This is a genomic window from Phycicoccus mangrovi, from assembly GCF_018729305.1.
Classification (GTDB): domain Bacteria; phylum Actinomycetota; class Actinomycetes; order Actinomycetales; family Dermatophilaceae; genus Phycicoccus; species Phycicoccus jejuensis.
Genome location: NZ_JAHHWP010000008.1, coordinates 194,128 through 211,472 on the forward strand (window position 1 = coordinate 194,128; position 17,345 = coordinate 211,472).

General features: G+C 74.1%; 16 protein-coding genes. 6 read left to right on the top strand and 10 right to left on the bottom strand.

Annotated elements, in window-relative coordinates:
• Positions 1–53 precede the first annotated feature (53 nt).
• The 4 genes from KMZ30_RS05750 (at position 54) to KMZ30_RS05765 (ending at position 3,452) form a co-directional block, all read left to right on the top strand.
• Entirely contained in the window at positions 54–833 is a 780-nt protein-coding gene (locus tag KMZ30_RS05750; protein ID WP_215512385.1) for a sigma-70 family RNA polymerase sigma factor, read from the top strand.
• Between the two features lie 380 nt (positions 834–1,213).
• Entirely contained in the window at positions 1,214–1,501 is a 288-nt protein-coding gene (locus tag KMZ30_RS05755; protein WP_215512386.1) for a hypothetical protein, read from the top strand.
• A gap of 127 nt (positions 1,502–1,628) precedes the next feature.
• On the top strand, positions 1,629–2,477 hold the full coding sequence (locus tag KMZ30_RS05760) for an SDR family oxidoreductase (RefSeq protein WP_215512387.1): 849 nt from the start codon (positions 1,629–1,631) through the stop codon (positions 2,475–2,477).
• Between the two features lie 123 nt (positions 2,478–2,600).
• The gene (locus KMZ30_RS05765) at positions 2,601–3,452 is read left to right on the top strand and encodes an ANTAR domain-containing protein (RefSeq protein WP_215512388.1); all 852 of its coding nucleotides are present in this window, start codon (positions 2,601–2,603) and stop codon (positions 3,450–3,452) included.
• Between the two features lie 109 nt (positions 3,453–3,561).
• Here the strand turns inward: KMZ30_RS05765 and KMZ30_RS05770 are convergent, their stop codons facing one another.
• The 7 genes from KMZ30_RS05770 to KMZ30_RS05800 form a co-directional block, all read right to left on the bottom strand.
• Complete coding sequence (locus KMZ30_RS05770; protein ID WP_215512389.1) at positions 3,562–4,296, bottom strand: GAF and ANTAR domain-containing protein; 735 nt, start codon at positions 4,294–4,296, stop codon at positions 3,562–3,564.
• A gap of 79 nt (positions 4,297–4,375) precedes the next feature.
• Positions 4,376–6,745, bottom strand: a complete 2,370-nt coding sequence (gene ppsA, locus KMZ30_RS05775; protein WP_215512390.1) for a phosphoenolpyruvate synthase — start codon at positions 6,743–6,745, stop codon at positions 4,376–4,378.
• Between the two features lie 92 nt (positions 6,746–6,837).
• Positions 6,838–7,677, bottom strand: coding sequence for a pyruvate, water dikinase regulatory protein (locus KMZ30_RS05780; RefSeq protein ID WP_215512391.1), 840 nt, complete (start codon positions 7,675–7,677; stop codon positions 6,838–6,840).
• Positions 7,678–7,681: 4 nt separating this feature from the next.
• The gene (locus KMZ30_RS05785) at positions 7,682–8,335 is read right to left on the bottom strand and encodes a LutC/YkgG family protein (protein WP_215512392.1); all 654 of its coding nucleotides are present in this window, start codon (positions 8,333–8,335) and stop codon (positions 7,682–7,684) included.
• Positions 8,332–9,801 (bottom strand): LutB/LldF family L-lactate oxidation iron-sulfur protein, encoded by a 1,470-nt coding sequence (locus KMZ30_RS05790; RefSeq protein ID WP_215512393.1) that lies wholly within the window; start codon positions 9,799–9,801, stop codon positions 8,332–8,334. The genes KMZ30_RS05785 and KMZ30_RS05790 overlap by 4 nt, the downstream gene beginning before the upstream one ends.
• Entirely contained in the window at positions 9,798–10,568 is a 771-nt protein-coding gene (locus KMZ30_RS05795) for a (Fe-S)-binding protein (protein WP_308279662.1), read from the bottom strand. The genes KMZ30_RS05790 and KMZ30_RS05795 overlap by 4 nt, the downstream gene beginning before the upstream one ends.
• Positions 10,565–12,331 (bottom strand): L-lactate permease, encoded by a 1,767-nt coding sequence (locus KMZ30_RS05800; RefSeq protein ID WP_215512395.1) that lies wholly within the window; start codon positions 12,329–12,331, stop codon positions 10,565–10,567. Before KMZ30_RS05800 ends, KMZ30_RS05795 begins: the two co-directional genes overlap by 4 nt.
• A gap of 163 nt (positions 12,332–12,494) precedes the next feature.
• Here KMZ30_RS05800 and KMZ30_RS05805 point away from each other — a divergent pair, with 163 nt between their 5' ends.
• Positions 12,495–13,235: a FadR/GntR family transcriptional regulator gene (locus KMZ30_RS05805; protein ID WP_215512396.1), complete on the top strand. Its 741-nt coding sequence runs from the start codon at positions 12,495–12,497 to the stop codon at positions 13,233–13,235.
• 129 nt (positions 13,236–13,364) lie between these two features.
• On the top strand, positions 13,365–14,117 hold the full coding sequence (locus KMZ30_RS05810) for a helix-turn-helix transcriptional regulator (RefSeq protein ID WP_215512397.1): 753 nt from the start codon (positions 13,365–13,367) through the stop codon (positions 14,115–14,117).
• A gap of 152 nt (positions 14,118–14,269) precedes the next feature.
• Here KMZ30_RS05810 and KMZ30_RS05815 read toward each other — a convergent pair whose 3' ends face one another.
• From KMZ30_RS05815 to KMZ30_RS05825, 3 genes are read right to left on the bottom strand one after another with little or no spacing between them, the layout of a single operon-like run.
• Positions 14,270–15,097 carry a glycosyltransferase family 2 protein gene (locus tag KMZ30_RS05815; protein ID WP_215512398.1) on the bottom strand — a complete coding sequence of 276 codons (828 nt, stop codon included), beginning with the start codon at positions 15,095–15,097 and terminating at the stop codon, positions 14,270–14,272.
• The gene (locus KMZ30_RS05820; protein WP_215512399.1) at positions 15,094–16,110 is read right to left on the bottom strand and encodes a glycosyltransferase; all 1,017 of its coding nucleotides are present in this window, start codon (positions 16,108–16,110) and stop codon (positions 15,094–15,096) included. The genes KMZ30_RS05815 and KMZ30_RS05820 overlap by 4 nt, the downstream gene beginning before the upstream one ends.
• Positions 16,107–17,225, bottom strand: a complete 1,119-nt coding sequence (locus tag KMZ30_RS05825) for a glycosyltransferase family 4 protein (protein ID WP_308279663.1) — start codon at positions 17,223–17,225, stop codon at positions 16,107–16,109. The genes KMZ30_RS05820 and KMZ30_RS05825 overlap by 4 nt, the downstream gene beginning before the upstream one ends.
• Between the last annotated feature and the right edge of the window lie 120 nt (positions 17,226–17,345).

Consider the following 17,345-nt stretch of genomic DNA (forward strand, 5'->3'; position numbering starts at 1 on the left):
GCCGCGTCGCGGGTCAGACAGAGTGCCCTCCTTCTCCCTGATGGAGGACAGTCATGTCCAGGACCCCCCGATCCACCCAGCCGAGCGAGCGCGACCAGGTCGTCGACGGCCTGCTCTGCCGCGTCGCCGCGTCGTCGCACCGCGACGAGCAGCGTCGCCTGCGTGCCCAGGTCGTCGAAGAGATGCTTCCGCTCGCCGACGGTCTGGCTCATCGCTACTCCGGGCGGGGCATCGAGCGGGACGACCTCGAGCAGGTCGCCCGGACGGCCCTCGTCGCGGCCGTGGACCGCTACCACCCCGACTCCGGGGCGGGTTTCGTCGCGTTCGCCGTCCCGACGATCGCCGGCGAGCTCAAGCGCCACTTCCGGGACTGCGGCTGGGTCGTGCGGCCGCCCCGTCGCGTGCAGGAGCTGAGGGCCGAGGTCGTCGTGGCCGAGGAGAGCCTGCGCCACCGGCTCGGACGCGAGGCGACGGTCGCCGAGGTCGCGGAGCTGATGGAGTGCGAGCCTGCCGACGTCGAGTCGGCGCGGCTGTGCGGCAGCGGTTTCCGCCCGGCATCGCTCGATGCCCCGGTACTGGCCGGCGGGACGGAGGGCGACCGGCTGGCCGACCTCGGGGACTTCTACCACCGTTTCGAGCTGCACACCGACCTGCGGCTGGCCCTGGACTCGCTCGGGGAGCGGGACCGCCGGGTGGTGCGGCTGCGCTTCGTGGAGGAGCTGACGCAGTCGGAGATCGGGTCGATGCTCGGGGTCAGCCAGATGCAGGTGTCGCGCATCCTGTCGCGCATCCTGCGCCAGCTGCGGGGGAGCCTGGACGTCGTCGCCGCCTGACGGCACGGGAGCCCGGCCCGGGCTGCGAGGGCCGGGGACCGGCTGAGAGCCGCGGGTGGAGGTGTGTGGTCCCGGGATCCATGCGCCGAGGAAGGTTTCCCTTGCCGCGCGCAAGCGGTGCTTGCGGGTGGAAGGGAAACCTTGCGAGGCCCGAGGAGAGGTTGCACGGGGAAGGGACACCTTGCCGAGAGCAAGGACTGGTTGCGGGTGGACGGGAAACCCTGCCGGGCGGAAGGGAAACCTTGCCGACCGTGAGGATCTCGGGGGAGAAGTGTTTCCGTCCCTCCCTCCGGGGTACCTGCTGGGCGCACGCCGGTGCGGAGCCGGGGGCGTCGTGAGGAGGACGACATCGAGACGATGACGACGACGGTGGGGGCGGCATGAGCGCCGCCGCCCGGCTCAGCGACGTGGGAGCCGCCTCGTGCCGCCGCTGCGGCCGCCTGGTGGCGATGCTCCGCGCTGAGGTGCCCCTGGTCCCGCGCGCCTCACCGTCGCTCTACTGGGCCGACTCGATGCGCGAGTGTCGCTGCGAGGCAACCCTGCTCCCGCGACCGGCGTCGCTGCCGTCCTCGATCCGCGTGCGCCTTCGAGAGGTGGTCGCCGCCTCGGCCGGGGCCCGACCCTGGGAACAGCTCGTGACCCGCGAGCCGCTCGAGATCCTCGTCTGAGGCCACCCCGGCCGGACCGGCCGCGGCGGGGCGGACGCGTCCGGTCGGGGTGTGACGCGACGCGCGACGGGTAGTGGCAGGCCGTGCCGCCGAGCCCGGCGGTGCCCCCCGAGCCAGGAGCATCCCGATGAGCGAGATCCCCGCCCAGGAGCAGGAGTGGCCGGGCACGACCTCCGCGCTCGACCCCCGGCCGGACCACGGCGAGACGTCGTGGGTGGGGCGCGACCGGCTCGTCGGCAAGCGCGTCCTCGTGACCGGCGGCGACTCCGGCATCGGTCGGGCCGTCGCCGTCACCTTCGCGCACGAGGGCGCGACCCTCCTCGTCACGCACCTGCCCGAGGAGGGCGAGGAGGCGCGCGAGACGGTCGCCGCGGTGGAGGCGGCCGGCGGCCGGGCGGTCGCCGTCGAGGCCGACCTGCGCACCCACGCCGCGGTCGTCGAGGTCGTCGACCGGGTACGCGCCGAGCTCGGTGGCCTCGACGTGCTCGTGAGCAACGCGGCCTTCCAGATGACGCACGACGGCCTCGAGGACTTCCCGCCCGAGCAGGTCGAGCGCACCTTCGCCACGAACGTCTTCGCGACCTTCTGGCTGGTGCGTGAGCTGGCGCGCGACCTCGAGGAGTCGCAGGGCTCGGTCGTCGTCACGACCTCCGTGCAGGCCTACCAGCCGGGCGAGAACCTCCTCGACTACGCGGCGACGAAGGCCGCCCTCACCAACCTCGTCGTCAACCTCGCGCAGGAGCTCGGCCCGCGGGGGATCCGCGTCAACGCGGTCGCCCCCGGACCGATCTGGACCCCGCTCATCCCCGCGACGATGCGGGCCGACGACGTCGAGGGATTCGGCACGCAGACGCCGCTCGGACGGGTGGGCCAGCCGGTGGAGGTGGCGGCGGCGTTCGTCTTCCTCGCCTCGGACGAGGCGAGCTACGTGTCCGGGACGGTACTCGGGGTGACCGGCGGCAAGCCGGTGTTCTGACCCCCGTGCCGAGCCCGGGGCCGCGGGCGTCGGGTCCTGTCGGTGCGCTCGCCTACGCTGTCCGGCGAGCGTGGCGGGTCCAACCCACGGCCCAGCCGCGCCGGCCACACCCGGCAGGACCCGATGCCCCGTCCCACCGTGCACGAGCCCCACGACCCGCACCACCGCACCGACCCGCACCACCCCCGTCCGACGCCGTCGCCGACCCCGCCCGCCCTCGCGACCCTCTTTCCCGGCCAGGACCGGGCCTCGACCCTCGCGCGCCGGGTGGACTGGGCGGCGACGCCCCTGGGCGACCCCGACGGCTGGCCCCCGGAGCTGACGGCGGCCGTCCGCACCGTGCTGCCGGCCACGGTCCCGATGCTCCTGTGCTGGGGCGAGGACCTGGTGCAGCTGCACAACGACGCCTTCCGCGAGCTCTGCGGGCCCGAGGACCCCGACGTGATGGGACGCCGTGCGTCCGACGCGCGCCCGCCGGTGTGGTCCGCGCTGCGTCCGCGGGTGCGACGCGTGCTCGCCGAGGGGGTCGCGGTCCACGAGGACGCGCTGCCGCTGGTGCTCGACCGCCACGGCCGGCCCGAGCAGGTGTTCTGGTGCTGCTCCGTCAGCCCCGTGCGGTCCGCGGTGGGTGGGGTGCTGGGAATCCTCGTCGTGGCCATTGACGTGACGGCGCTCACCCGTGAGCGGTCCCGCTCCGCCGTGCTGCAGGAGCTCGTGGACGAGCAGGGACGTCACGTCACCGAGGCCGAGACCCGGGCCGACCACCTCGCCGTCGCCCTCCGGAGCAACCGCACCATCGGGATGGCCATCGGGGTGCTCATGGCCCGGCGGCGGCTGCCGGCCGAGGGCGCCTTCGAGCTGCTGCGCCGGCTGAGCACGACCCGCAACCGCAAGCTGCGTGACCTCGCCGAGGAGGTCGTGCACACGGGCGACCTCCCGGCCGCCGCCGACGGGCGGACCGGTCGGTCGCACTGACGGGTGGCCACCCGCCCCGGCCGCTGCTTGACCCGGCGGGTGGCCACCCTGTCGATGACCTGCCCGGACGGGGCCGGGCGCAAACGTGGGGAAGGGTGACCGTTCGACGTCAGGGGAGGTCGCCGGTGTCGCCCACCTCGCTCGCGAGGTCCCGGATCTTGCGGTTCGCGGCCTGGCTGGCGACCCGCAGCATCGCGAAGGCCTCCTCGCGCGTCACCCGGTGGCGGGCCATGAGGACGCCCACGGCCACCCCGATCTCCCGGTTGCTGTCGAGCGCCCGCACGAGGTTCTCGGAGCGCTCGTGGGCGAGGTACGCGGCGACGAGCAGCGAGCACTGGGTGGCGAGCAGCAGCGCCTGGCGCAGCGACTCGGCCCCGAACGCGTCCTCGCGCGTGGAGTAGAGGTTGAGGGCGGCCACCGTGTCGGTGCCGTCGACGAGCGTCAGGCGCTGGGCCAGGACGCTGCCGACGCCCACCTCGGCGTGGACCCGACGCCCGTACTCGGGCCACCGGTCGTCCTCGTGGACGCGGCGGGTGAGGAAGACGTGGTCCTCGACGACGGCGTCGACGCACGGGCCGGACCCGATGTCGTACTGCACCTGGTCGGCGGCCAGGGCCTCGTCGTGCGAGGTCGCGAGCGTGGTCAGCGACTCCGAGCGCATCGCCGTGATGCTGCACCACTCCGCCCCGGGGACGACCTCGACCCCCCGGCGCACCAGCTCGCCGAGCAGGCGGCGCGTCCCGAGGCCGTCCGGCCGGAGGCGGCCCTCCTCCAGGAGGTCCGAGACGAACTCGAGCACGTCGGCGCCACCGATGCGGGGGGAGCGGGCGGTCGGGGGTGTCATCGGGTCCTCCGCGGGTGCGTCGACGGGTGCAGCCTCCGTTCTACCGGGTCCGCGCGCCGCCGGGGGCCCGCGGGTCGGCTCAGCCGCGCTTGGCCAGACGCAGCCAGGTGTCGACGACGGTGTCGGGGTTGAGGGACATCGACTCGATGCCCTCGTCGACGAGCCACTCGGCGAGGTCCGGGTGGTCCGAGGGCCCCTGGCCGCAGATGCCGACGTACTTGCCCCGCTCGCGGCAGGCGCGGATGGCCATCGACAGCAGGGCCTTGACCGCCGGGTCGCGCTCGTCGAAGGAGCCCGCGACGAGCGAGGAGTCGCGGTCGACGCCGAGCGTCAGCTGCGTGAGGTCGTTGGACCCGATCGAGAAGCCGTCGACGTGGTCGAGGAACGCGTGGGCGTTGACGGCGTTCGAGGGCAGCTCGCACATCATGACGACCTGGAGGTCGTTCTTCCCCCGCTCGAGGCCGTGCTGGGCGAGCAGCGCGATGACGCCCTCGGCCTCGGCGACGGTGCGCACGAACGGGATCATGATCTTGACGTTGGTCAGGCCCATCTCGTCGCGGACGTGGCGCAGCGCCTCGCACTCCATCGCGAAGCACTCGGCGAAGTCGGCCGAGAGGTAGCGCGCCGCGCCGCGGTACCCGAGCATCGGGTTCTCCTCGTGCGGCTCGTAGCGCTCGCCGCCGAGGAGGCCGGCGTACTCGTTGGACTTGAAGTCCGACAGGCGCACGATGACCGGCTCGGGCGCGAAGGCGGCCGCGAGCATCGCGACGCCCTCGGCGAGGCGCTGGACGAAGTACTCGCGCGGGCCGGCGTAGGCGGCGATGCGCTCCTCGATCTCCTGCTTGACGCCCGGCTCCTGGTCGTCGAGCTCGAGCAGCGCGCGCGGGTGGATGCCGATCTGCCGGTTGACGATGAACTCGGTGCGCGCCAAGCCGATTCCGCGGTGGGGCAGGCGCGAGAACTCGAAGGCCTGCTCGGGCGTGCCGACGTTCATCATGATCTTCGTCGGGATCTCGGGCATCTCGTCGAGCGTGGTCTCGGAGACGGTGAACTCGCGCAGGCCGTCGTAGACGAAACCGGTGTCGCCCTCGGCGCACGAGACGGTGACCTCGCGGCCGTCGGCGAGCTCGTGGGTGGCGGTGCCCGTGCCGACGACCGCGGGGATGCCGAGCTCGCGGGCGATGATCGCCGCGTGGCAGGTGCGGCCACCGCGGTTGGTGACGATGGCGCTGGCGCGCTTCATGATCGGCTCCCAGTCGGGGTCGGTCATGTCCGCGACGAGGACCTCGCCGGGCTGGAAGTCGTGCATCGCCCCGATGTCGGTGAGGACGCGCACGGACCCGGCGCCGATCTTCTGGCCGATGGCGCGACCCTCGACGACGACCGGGCCCCGCTCCTCGAGCCGGAAGCGCTGCTGCACCCCGCCGGCCGCGCGCGACTTGACGGTCTCGGGGCGCGCCTGGAGGACGTAGAGCTTCCCGTCGACGCCGTCGCGGCCCCACTCGATGTCCATCGGGCGGCCGTAGTGCTCCTCGATCCGCAGGGCGGTGCGCGCGAGCTCGGTCACCTCGTCGTCGGTCAGGCTGAGGCGGCGCTGCTCGGTCTCGTCGACGGGCACGAACTCGGTGGTCCGGCCGACCGTCGCGTCCTGCGTGTAGACCATCTTCGTGGCCTTGGCGCCGACGCCGCGCTTGAGGATCGCCGGGCGGTCGGCACGCAGCGCGGGCTTGTGGACGTAGAACTCGTCGGGGTTGACCGCGCCCTGGACGACGCCCTCGCCGAGGCCGTAGGCGCTCGTGATGAAGACGGCGTCCTCGAAGCCCGACTCGGTGTCGATGGTGAACATGACGCCCGAGGCACCGATGTCGGAGCGGACCATCCGCTGGACCCCTGCGGAGAGGGCGACGACGTCGTGGTCGAAGTCGCTGTGCACCCGGTAGGCGATCGCGCGGTCGTTGTAGAGCGAGGCGAAGACGAGGCGGATGGCGTGCAGGACGTTGTCGATGCCGCGGACGTTGAGGAAGGTCTCCTGCTGGCCGGCGAACGACGCGTCCGGCAGGTCCTCGGCCGTGGCGCTGGAGCGGACGGCGAAGCTCGCCTCGTCGCCGGCCTCGCCGGCCAGCCGCTCGTACGCGGCGCGGATGTCGCGGTCGAGGTCCTCGGGGAAGGGCTGCGCCTCGACGGCCTCGCGGATCTCGCGGCCGACCTCGGCCAGGCGCCGCGTGTCGTCGACGTCGAGGTCGGCGAGCAGGCCGGAGATGCGCTCGGCGAGCCCGGTCTCGCCGAGGAAGGCTCGGTAGGCGTCGGCGGTCGTGGCAAAGCCGTCGGGGACGGCGACGCCGGCGGCCGACAGGTGCTGGACCATCTCGCCGAGCGAGGCGTTCTTGCCGCCCACGGACTCGACGTCGTCGAGGCCGAGCTCGCGGAACCAGCGGACGGTGGTGGTCATGGCGGGGGTCCTTCCGGGACGGGACGCGCGGGGTGGGGCGGTGGTCGTGCGGGTGGCCGGGGTGTCGGCGAGGGACAGGATGGCAGCCCGGGTCAGCCGGAGCCCTTGAGCTGGCGCGTGTGCATGATCACGGCCGCCATCTCCTCGACCGACATCCCGGCGGAGTTGATGACCGGCAGCCGGTGCGCCCGGTAGAGCCCGTCGGCCCGCTTGAGCTCCCACGTGCACTGCTGGAGCGAGGCGTAGGGGGAGTCGGGCCGGCGCTCGCTGCGCACCTGGCTGAGGCGCGCCGGCGTGGAGGTCAGGGCGACGCAGCGGTCGAGGTAGGGGCGCACCGCCTCGGGCAGCTCGCTGGAGCGCAGGTCCTCGTCGACGAGCGGGTAGTTGGCGACCTTCACCCCGTGCTGCAGGGCGAGGTAGAGCGAGGTCGGCGTCTTGCCGCAGCGGGACGGCGCGACGAGGATCAGCTCCGCGTGCTGGAGGTTGCGCAGGCTCGCGCCGTCGTCGTGCTCGAGCGAGAAGTCGATGGCCTTCATCCGCCGCTCGTAGCGGTGGATGTCGCCGAGCCCGTGCAGGGCCGGCACCTTGGGGCTGGCGTTGACGTGGAGGACCCGCTCGACGATGTCGAGGTGGCTGCCGAAGAGGTCGATGAACGCGCAACGGGTGCCGCGCAGGACGTCGCGCAGCTCGGCGTCGGCGACGCTCGAGAAGACGATGGGCGTCGTCGACTCGGTGACCGCGGCGTCGAGCTCCTCGACCACCCGGTGGGCCTGCTCGACGGTCGTGATGAACGGGATCTTCCGCCGCACGAAGTCGACGGTCGGGAACTGGTTGATGATGAGGTTCCCCAGCGTCTCGGCCGAGATGCCGGTGCCGCCGGCCAGGAAGAACACCGGTGTGGGGGAAGCCTGCTCGTCGTCGGCAGCAGTCATCCGGTCAGACCTCCTCGTCGACGAGCACGACGACGAGGGTACGCGGTCCATGGACGCCCTCGACACGCTCGAGCTCGATGTCACTCGTCGCGCTCGGGCCGCTGACCCACGTGAGGGGCCGCGCGTGGCCGGCCTCGGGGCGTAGCCGCCCGACCGCCTCGGGGACGTCGTGGACGACCTGCCCGCCGCGCACGACGCAGACGTGCACGTCGGGCACGAGGGTGAGGGCGCGGCGTCCCTGGTCCGGACCGTGGTCGAGGACGACCGTGCCGGTCACGGCGATGCCCACCGCCGCCGCGGTGACGACGGCGTCGACCGCGTCGAGCTCGGCGTCGACCGCGACCTCGGCCTCGTCGAGCACGCGGACGACGTGCGCCGCCGCGTCCCGCCACGCGGGGTCGAGCCCGGTGGGCAGGACGGCTGTGGCACAACCCTGTTGCCGTAGGGCCTCCGCCACGGCGCTGGCCACCCCAGGCGCCGCCACCCGGACGACCTGCGCGCGGTAGTCGGCGACGTTCTCGGCGAAGAGGTCGAGGGTGGCCGCCCGCCCGGGGGAGGTCTCCTCGACGACGGCGGTCGGGCCACGGTCGGCCGGCGTCGTCACGACGTCGGCGGTGGCGCCGCGCACCCGCGCGAGGATCTCGTCGCGCGCGCTCATCGGGACCCCTCCCCGCGCTCGCGGGCCCACCACTGCCGGAAGGTCTCGGTCGGTGGGGTCGGCACGTCCCGGGCGTCGGTCCACGCACCGAGCCCCGGCACCGACCGCACCGTGCGGTCACCGATGACGCGGCCCGCGGCCGTGGCCGCCTTCTGCGCCGCGGCGAGCCGCTTCGGGTCCGAGAGCACCCACGCGGCGGCGGCCATCGCGGCCGACTCGGCGGTGCGGCCCTCCTGCTCGACGACCCGCCCGCGCAGCTCGACGAGCAGCTCGGGGATGTCGATGCGCACGGGGCAGGCGTCGAAGCACGCGCCGCAGAGGCTCGAGGCGTAGGGCAGCGACTTGTCGACCTCGCTCGTCGTGCCGCGCAGCTGGGGGTTGAGGACGGCGCCGATCGGGCCCGGGTACACGGAGCCGTAGGCGTGCCCGCCGGTGCGCTCGTAGACGGGGCAGACGTTGAGGCAGGCCGAGCACCGGATGCAGCGCAGCGCCTGGCGGCCGACGCGGTCGGCGAGGACGTGGCTGCGGCCGTTGTCGAGGAGGACGACGTGCACGTCCTGCGGCCCGTCGCCGTCGTGGGCGCCGCTCCACATCGTCGTGTAGGGGTTCATCCGCTCGCCCGTGCTCGAGCGGGGGAGCAGCTGCAGCATCGGCGCGAGGTCGTCCCACCGGGGCAGGACCTTCTCGATGCCGACGACGGAGACGAGCGTCTCGGGCAGGGTCAGGCACATCCGGCCGTTGCCCTCGGACTCGACGACGACGAGCGTGCCGGTCTCGGCGACGGCGAAGTTGGCCCCCGAGACGGCGACCTTCGCGCGGAGGAACTTCTCGCGCAGGTGCAACCGCGCGGCCTCGGCGAGGCGGGCGGGCTCGTCGGTGAGGTCCTCCGGCGCCGGGCGGCCGACCGCGGCCATCTCGCGGCGGAAGATGTCGCGGACCTCGCTGCGGTTGCGGTGGATGGCCGGCACGAGGATGTGGCTCGGGCGGTCGTGCCCGAGCTGGACGATGAGCTCGGCGAGGTCGGTCTCCCAGGCGTCGACCCCGGCGGCCTCGAGGGCCTCGTTGAGCTCGATCTCCTGGGTGGCCATCGACTTGACCTTGACGACCTCGTCGACCTGCTTCTCCCGGACGATGCCGAGGACGATCGCGTTGGCCTCGGCGGCGTCCCGCGCCCAGTGCACGGTCGCGCCGTTCGCGGTGAGGCTCGCCTCGAGCTGCTCGAGGTAGTCGCCGAGGTGGGCGAGCGCCTCGTCCTTGGCCTCGGCGCCGGCGACGCGCAGCGCCTCCCACTCGGGCACCTCGGCGACGACGCGGGCCCGCTTGTCGCGGATCGTGTGCGTCGCATGCCTGAGGTTGCGACGCTGCTGGGTGTTGGCCAGCGCCTCGCGAGCGGCCGTCGGGAACTTCGGCATGCCCACGAAGACCGGCGAGGTCTGCTGGACGGGGCCGGGAGTGGTCGTGGTCATGCCGGGTCCTCCTCGGTCGAGGCGAGGACCTCGGCCAGGTGCAGGTGGCGGACGCCGGCGCGCTGCCGGCCGAGGATGCCCCCGATGTGGGCGAGGCAGGAGTTGTCGCCGGCGACGAGCACCTCGGCGCCGGTGCCGACGACGGCCCGCGCCTTGTCGGAGCCCATCGCGACCGACACGTCGGCGTTCTTCATCGCGAAGGTGCCGCCGAACCCGCAGCACTCGGTGGCGCCGGGCAGCTCGACGAGGTCGATGCCGCGCACGGCCCGCAGGAGCTGCAGCGGCCGGTCACCGACCCGCAGCATCCGCAGCGAGTGGCAGGTCGGGTGGTAGGTGACGCGGTGCGGGAACCACGCGCCGACGTCGGTGACGCCGAGGACGTCGACGAGCAGCTCCGAGAGCTCGAGCACCTTGGGGACGGTGTGCTCCACGCGGCTCGCGAGGCGGTCGTCACCGGCGAGCTCGACGATGCCGCGGTGCTGGTGGCGCACCGAGCCGACGCACGACCCGGACGGCGCGACGACCGCGTCGTAGCCCTCGAAGACGTCGACGAAGCGGCGCACCAGCGGCAGTGCCTTCGCGCCGTAGCCGGTGTTGGTGAGCATCTGGCCGCAGCAGGTCTGCGCCTCGGGGAACTCGACGGTGCAGCCGAGCCGCTCGAGCAGCCGGACGGTGGCCTTGAGCGTGTCGGGCCACATCGTGTCGTTGAAGCAGGTGGCGAACAGCGCGACCCGCAAGTCGGTGCCGGGGCGGGCGGGCGCGCTCACGGGAGCATCCACGCGAGGACGGTCGACTGCAGGCCCACGAGGAGGCACATCGCGAGGATCAGGCCGACGCTCCATGGCAGGACCCTACGGAGGATGTCGGCCTCGCGCCCGAGCAGACCCACGCTGGTCGCGGCGATCGTCAGGTTCTGGGGGCTGATCATCTTGCCGACGACCCCGCCGGAGGTGTTCGAGGCGACGAGGAGCGTCGGGTCGATGCCCGCCGTCTGGGCGGCGCTCTGCTGGAGCGTGGCGAAGAGGGCGTTGGCGCTCGTGTCGGACCCGGTGACGGCGGTGCCAATCCAGCCGAGGGTCGGGCTGAGGTAGGCGAACAGGGCGCCGGTGCCGGCGATCCAGGTGCCGATGACGATGGTCTGTCCCGAGAAGTTCATGACGTAGGCGAGGGCGAGCATCGAGGCGACGGTGAGGAAGGCCCAGCGCATCCGGTGCGCGACGGCCCACGCCTCGGCGGCCCAGCCGCGCATCCCGACGGCGTAGACGGCCGCGACGACCAGCGAGCAGAGCAGGAGCATCGCGCCGGGCGAGCTGAGCCACGGCAGCGTGTAGGTCGTGGCCGCGCTCGGGGTGCCCTTGAGGGTGAGGACCTCGCCGGACAGGCCCGGCCAGGGGACCTTGACGTCGGTGCCGACGAGCCAGGTCTTGACCGGGGCGACGAGCTTCGCGACGCCGAAGACGACGATGACGAGGAGGTAGGGGAGCAGGGCCATCGTGATGCGGCCCGGGGTGAGGTCGCGCGAGCGGCTCGCGAGGGCGTCGGCCGAGACCGCGTGGGCGTCGGCGGGCGGGGCGGCGGTGGTGGACGACCCCGGGCCGGCGCCGACGGAGGCGAGCTCGCGCTCACGCTCGACCTGCATCGTCTCGAGGGCGGTCTCGCGGCCCTGCGGGCGCCACACCTTGAGGAAGAGGACGGCGGCCGCGAGGCCGGCGAGCGAGGCGATGATGTCGGTCAGCTCGACCGAGACGTAGGTCGCGGCGAACCACTGCGCGACCGCGAAGGTGAGGCCGACGACGACCGCGACCGGCCAGGTCTCGCGCACCCCGCGGCGCCCGCCGGCCATGAGGACGAGCAGGAGCGGGACGAACGCGGCGAGCACCGGGGTCTGGTGCCCGACGTAGGCGCCGATCTCGTGGTACGGGATGCCGGTGAGGGTGCCCGCGGTGATGATCGGGGTGCCGACGGCGCCGAACGCGACGGGTGCGGTGTTCGCGAGGAGGACGACCGCGGCGGCCCGCAGCGGCGAGAACCCGAGGGCCATGAGCATGACGCCGGTGATGGCGACGGGGGCGCCGAAGCCGGCGAGCGCCTCGAGCAGGCCGCCGAAGCAGAAGGCGATGATGATCGCCTGGATGCGCGGGTCGTCGCTGATGAGGTGGAAGGTCGCGCGCAGGTCCTCGAAGCGGCCCGAGCGCACCGTCACCTGGTAGAGCAGGATCGCCGTGAAGACGATCCACATGATCGGGAAGAGGCCGAAGGCGGCGCCTTGCGTGGCCGAGAGCGCCGCGAGGTGCACGGGCATCCCGAAGCCGAGCCACGCGACGACCACCGCGACCGCGACCGCGGTGAGGCCGGCCCAGTGGGCCTTCCAGCGCAGGACCCCGAGGGTGACGAAGACCGTCACGAGGGGGAGGAGCGCGACGAGCGCGGAGAGGGTGAGGCTGCCGCCCACCGGGGTGAGCTCCGGTCGGAACTGCGTCGGGACGGCCAGGGCCGCCGCCGGTCCTGTCGTCGTCACTGTCAGGGTCATCGGGTCCTCCGGTCGCACGTCTCTGGGCGGGGATCCCGAATGGTCAGACCATTCGGGATGCGACGACGGTAGGGGCGCAGACGTGGCGCTGTCAATGGTCTGACCATTATTGGTCCGACCATTCGGCGTGTCGTGCGGCGCGGCGTGGCATCCTGAGCGCGTGATGAGCGCCGCCGCCCCCCTGCCGGGCCCCGAGACGAGCGGGCTGCGGGCCTTCGAGCTCGTCCTGCGCTGGGTCGACGAGCGGATCCTCGGGGGCGACCTCGAGGTCGGTGACCACCTGCCGGCCGAGCGCGACCTAGCCGCGCAGCTGGGCGTCAGCCGCGCCGCGGTGCGCGAGGCCGTGCGCACGCTGCAGGCCCAGGGCGTGGTGCGCTCCTCGGTCGGGGCGGGGTCGGCCGGCGGCACGACCCTGACTGCCGTGCCGAGCGGAGCCCTCGGCCGGCTGCTGCGGCTGCACGTCGCGCTCGCGGCGTTCCCGCTGCCCGACGTCGTCGAGGTCCGCATCGCACTGGAGCGCCTGAGCGTCCGGCTGGCGGCCACCCACGCGGCGCCCGAGGACCTCGCGGCGATGCGGGCGCTGCTCGACGAGATGGCCGACCTCGGCATCGACCGGGCCCGCTTCAACGACTGCGACACCGCCTTCCACGTCGCGCTCGCCGAGGCGGCCGGCAACGCGCTGGCGCGCGACCTCACCTCGGCGATCCGCGAGTCGATGCGCCTGCCCATCCTCGACCGCTTCCGCAGCGTCGAGGTGTGGGATGACCTCGCGCCCGTGCTCCGGGGCGACCACGAGGAGATCTTCGAGGCGGTCGCTGCCGGCGACGGAGACGCGGCCGCGACGCTGACCGAGCAGCACATCCGCTCCGCGTGGGTCGCCCTCTCGGCCCACTCACCCGCCTGACCCCCCGAGGCCCCCCACCGCGAACGTGTGTGAACAACCTCGGCATGCCGACGTTCTTCACACACGTTCGCGGAGGGGCGGGCACGGCATACTCGCGGGTAGCCCACGAGGAGCGGACGGGAGGCGGCGATGAGCGGCAGACAGTGGCCGGTGTCGCGCTTCGCGCCCTCGCAGCGGGCCGCCGTCACGGACGCCGGCATGGCGCTGTGGGCCGAGCGGACCCGGTTGTGCCGTGAGCTCGAGGCGGGGGCGAGCACCGAGTGCCGCATCGGCGCCGTCGGCAACGACGTCAACGAGTGGCTGACCGCCGAGGCCGGGACCTGGCGCCACCTGCTGTCGGTGCGCCCGACGGCGACCCCGGCCCAGCTGCGGATGAGCCTGCCCGGCAACCGCGCGCTCGTGGAGCGTGGCCTCGAGATGGTCAGCGTCTTCGACTACGAGCGGCTCGACGACGAGTGTCGCCGGATGCTCGTCGCCGAGCCCGTCGGCGACTACCTCTTCGCGGTCGCCGACATCCAGATGAAGGTCATCGACCACGAGCGCGTCCTCCTCGAGGGGCCGACCGTCGACGGGCAGTTCTCGGTCATCGACGTGCGCTCCCCGCAGGTGCTCGAGCGGGCGATGAGCTACTGGAACGCGGTCCTCGCCTCCGCCTTCGGGTGCGGCACCGAGCGGGCCGAGGACGTCCACCTGAGCGAGCGGCAGGAGCGGGTCGTCGCCCTCATGCAGCAGGGCATGACGGACGAGGCCGTGGCCCGCCACCTCCGGGTCAGCGTCCGCACCGTGCGCTCCGAGGTCGCCCGCATCCTCGAGACCCTCGAGGTGCGCTCGCGGTTCTCGGCGGGGTTCCGTCTCGGACGCGGCGAGGCGCGCACCGACTGAGCGGCCCCACCGGGCCGCGCCTGCAGGTTGCTGCAACGGGGCTGACAGCGTCCCCCGGGCCGGGTGACCATACCGACGGCCCCACCCCAGACCGACCCCGCGGGTGGAGGGGCCCGCGCGGGTCGGTACACCACCCGCGCCGGCGGCCGCGGTCAGGGGAGGGTGACCCAGCGGCCGTCGGTCTCTCGGGCCACGAGCCCGAGGTCCCGGAACTGCTCGAGCCACCCGGTCATCGGCCACCACCCCCACACCTGCGCGAACCGGTTGGCGTTGAGCACGATGTCCTCGACGTGCTGGACGGGCGGGCTCGGGCTCGGGTGCCACTGGTGCACGGCCCCGGCGCCGCCGACGAAGAGCAGGTGGCCCCCTGCGCGGGCCAGGCGCTGGCCGACGTCGGTGTCCTCGGCCCCGTAGCCGACGTAGCCCTCGTCGAAGCCGCCGAGCGCCGCGAGGTCGCCCGCGGTGCAGGCGAAGGAGAGGGACCAGAAGAGCGTGACGTCGTCGACGACGCGGACCTCCTGCGCGCCGAGCTCCGGCCGGGCCGGGTGGTGGCGCGGCGGCTGCGGACCCTCGCGCGGGTCGGGCTCGTAGGCCACGTCCCCGCAGAGGAGCACGGGGCCGTCGGACGGGTCGAGCGACCCCAGCAGCTCGCCGTACCGGGCGACGAGGCCGTCCGAGGGGACGCAGTCGACGTCGAGGAGGACGAGGTGCTCGGCCCCGGCCGCGACCGCCGTGGCGACGCCGAGGTTGCGCGCGGCCGCGAGCGGCAGGCGCCCACGCGTTCGATCGATGCTCGCGTGGCGGACGTCCCATCCGGGCGGCGCCGCGCCGTCGACGACACCACGGACCTCGTCGTCGTCCATCGCGACGACGACGAGGACGTCGGGCCGTCGCGTCTGGCGGCGCAGGCCGGCCAGCTGCCCTCGCAGGTGGTCGTGGCGACCGTGGACGATCGTCACGACCGCGAGCCGCGCGCTCACGACGCGACCCCCGCGGCCGGGACGGCGTCCGGGGTCGCGGCGAGCGCGTCGAGCCACGCCGCCGCGTCCTGCGCGGCGCGGCCCGTGCTCCACCGCTCCCACGCCGCGCCGCCCCGCCGCACGGCGTCGTCGAGCAGGCCGGGCCAGCGGTCGGTGGGCGGCCAGCCGACGTGCCCCGTGGCCACCCCGAGCCGCTGCACCGCCCGCACCGTCGCCTCCTGCTCCCCGAACGGGCGCTGCTGCGAGACGACGACGGCCGGCGCGCGGGCGGCGGCGACGTCGGCCACCGCGTTCTGCCCGGCGTGCGTGACGACGACGTCGGCGGTGCACAGCTCGCGCCACAGGTCGGGGGAGGGGTCGGCCGGGCTGCGCTCGGTCCACTCCCAGGCGGGGGTGGCGGCCCGTGCCGCCGCGACCGCGCCGGCGTCGGTGTCGCGGCCGCCCGCACCCCACACGACGAGCACGCGCCGCCGGCCGTCGGGGCTCGGGCCATCGACCCGAGGCCGTCCGTCGAACCGCGAGAGACCGCCCACGGTGTGCAGCTTGTCGCTCCAGCGTCGCGGCCAGCCGGCGTCGTGCGCCCCCTGCGGCCACGGCGCGAGCAGGCCCTGGGCGAGGTCGTAGGCGGTGAGGTGCGCGCGGTCGGTGCGGTCACCGGGCAGCGCCACGACGACGACCGGCACCCCGCAGAGCCGCACGGCCAGGGCCGCCTCGACCGACACGTCCGTGACGACGAGGCGGGGACGGGCACGGGCGACCCACGCCGTGAGCGCAGCCGCCCGCTCACGGACCCCGCTGTGGTGCAACGGAGCCCAGTGCAGGACGCCGCCGGCGTCGAGGTCGTCGCCGGTCGCCGGGTCGTCGTCCGCCGGGAGCCCCACCCAGCGGTCCTCGAACCCGGGCGGGGCCGGCAGGGTGCTCAGGCCGACCACGGGCGAGCGCAGGTGGGCCGCGACGGACGTCATCCGGGTCAGGTGCCCGCGGCCGTGGTGGTGGACGTAGTAGCCGATCACGCGGCGCCGCTCAGCGGCAGCATCGCCTCGTAGACCGCGAGGTAGTCCTCGACCATCCGGTCCACCGAGCAGTGCCGGACGGCGTGCTCCCGGCACCGCCGGCGGTCGAGGCCGACCGCCTCCGCGACGGCCCGCCCCGCGGCGGCGACGTCGTCGGCCGGCACGAGCCGGCCCACGTCCGGGGTGACGAACTCCGGCAGACCTCCGCGGGCGAACGCGACGACCGGTGTGCCGCAGGCGAGGGACTCGGCCGCGACGAGTCCGTAGGGCTCGTCCCAGGCGGGAGTGACGAGGGTGGCGGCGCTGGAGCCGAACAGCTCGACGAGCTCGTCCGTGCCGAGGTGCCCGAGCAGCTCGACGTCACCGCCGAGCCGCGGGCGCACCATCGCCCGCACGTACTCCGGGTCACCGACCGGCCCGGCCAGCCGCAGCGGCCGACCGGCCGCCCGCGCGGCGTCGATGGCCAGGTGCGGCGCCTTCTCGGGGACGAGGCGTCCGGCCCAGGCCAGGGCGTCACCGCCCGGCCCCGGCGTCCAGCGCCGGACGTCGACCCCGTTGGGCACCACGTCGGCGGCCGTCACGTGGCTCCACGCGGCGCGGGTGTGGTCGCTGACCGCGACGAACCGCGAGCGGTCGTCCGCGGCGAGGGCGATCGCCGGCTCCAGCCACGGGGTGGGCGGGGTGTGCAGCGTCGTCACCATCGGGGCGCGCGCGGCGGCGGCCATCGCGACGGGGAGGTGGTGGAGGCTGTTGTTGTGCACGACGTCGACGTCGTCGCGGCGCTGCAGCTCGAGCATCAGCTGGAGGTAGGCGTGGTGCTCGGTCAGCCACGTCTCGGGGGGCATGGCGACGTCGCGGCGCGCCGTGTCGCTCAGCTGGAGCGGGCGGGTGGCGAGCTCGCGGGCGTCGAGGCGCGGGTCGCTGCCCGGGCCGGCGAAGACGGTCACCTCGACCCCGCGCTCGCGCAGGCCGCGGCACAGGTTCCAGGTGAGCGACTCCAGCCCGCCGGCGAACGGCTCGGCCAGCGGGAAGCGGGAGGAGGCGACGACGACGACGTGCAGGGGGTCGTCGAGCCGGCGGGGGACGATCGTGGGGGTGGGTCGGACGACGTCCACCCTCCACCTCCTGATCGACCGGCTCCGTGACCTCCGGCCGCCGACGGCGGGCGGCCGCACCGGTCCTACCCCGGAGGAGACCCGGCAAACCTGCCCGCGGTGCGGACGGTCGGGCAGACC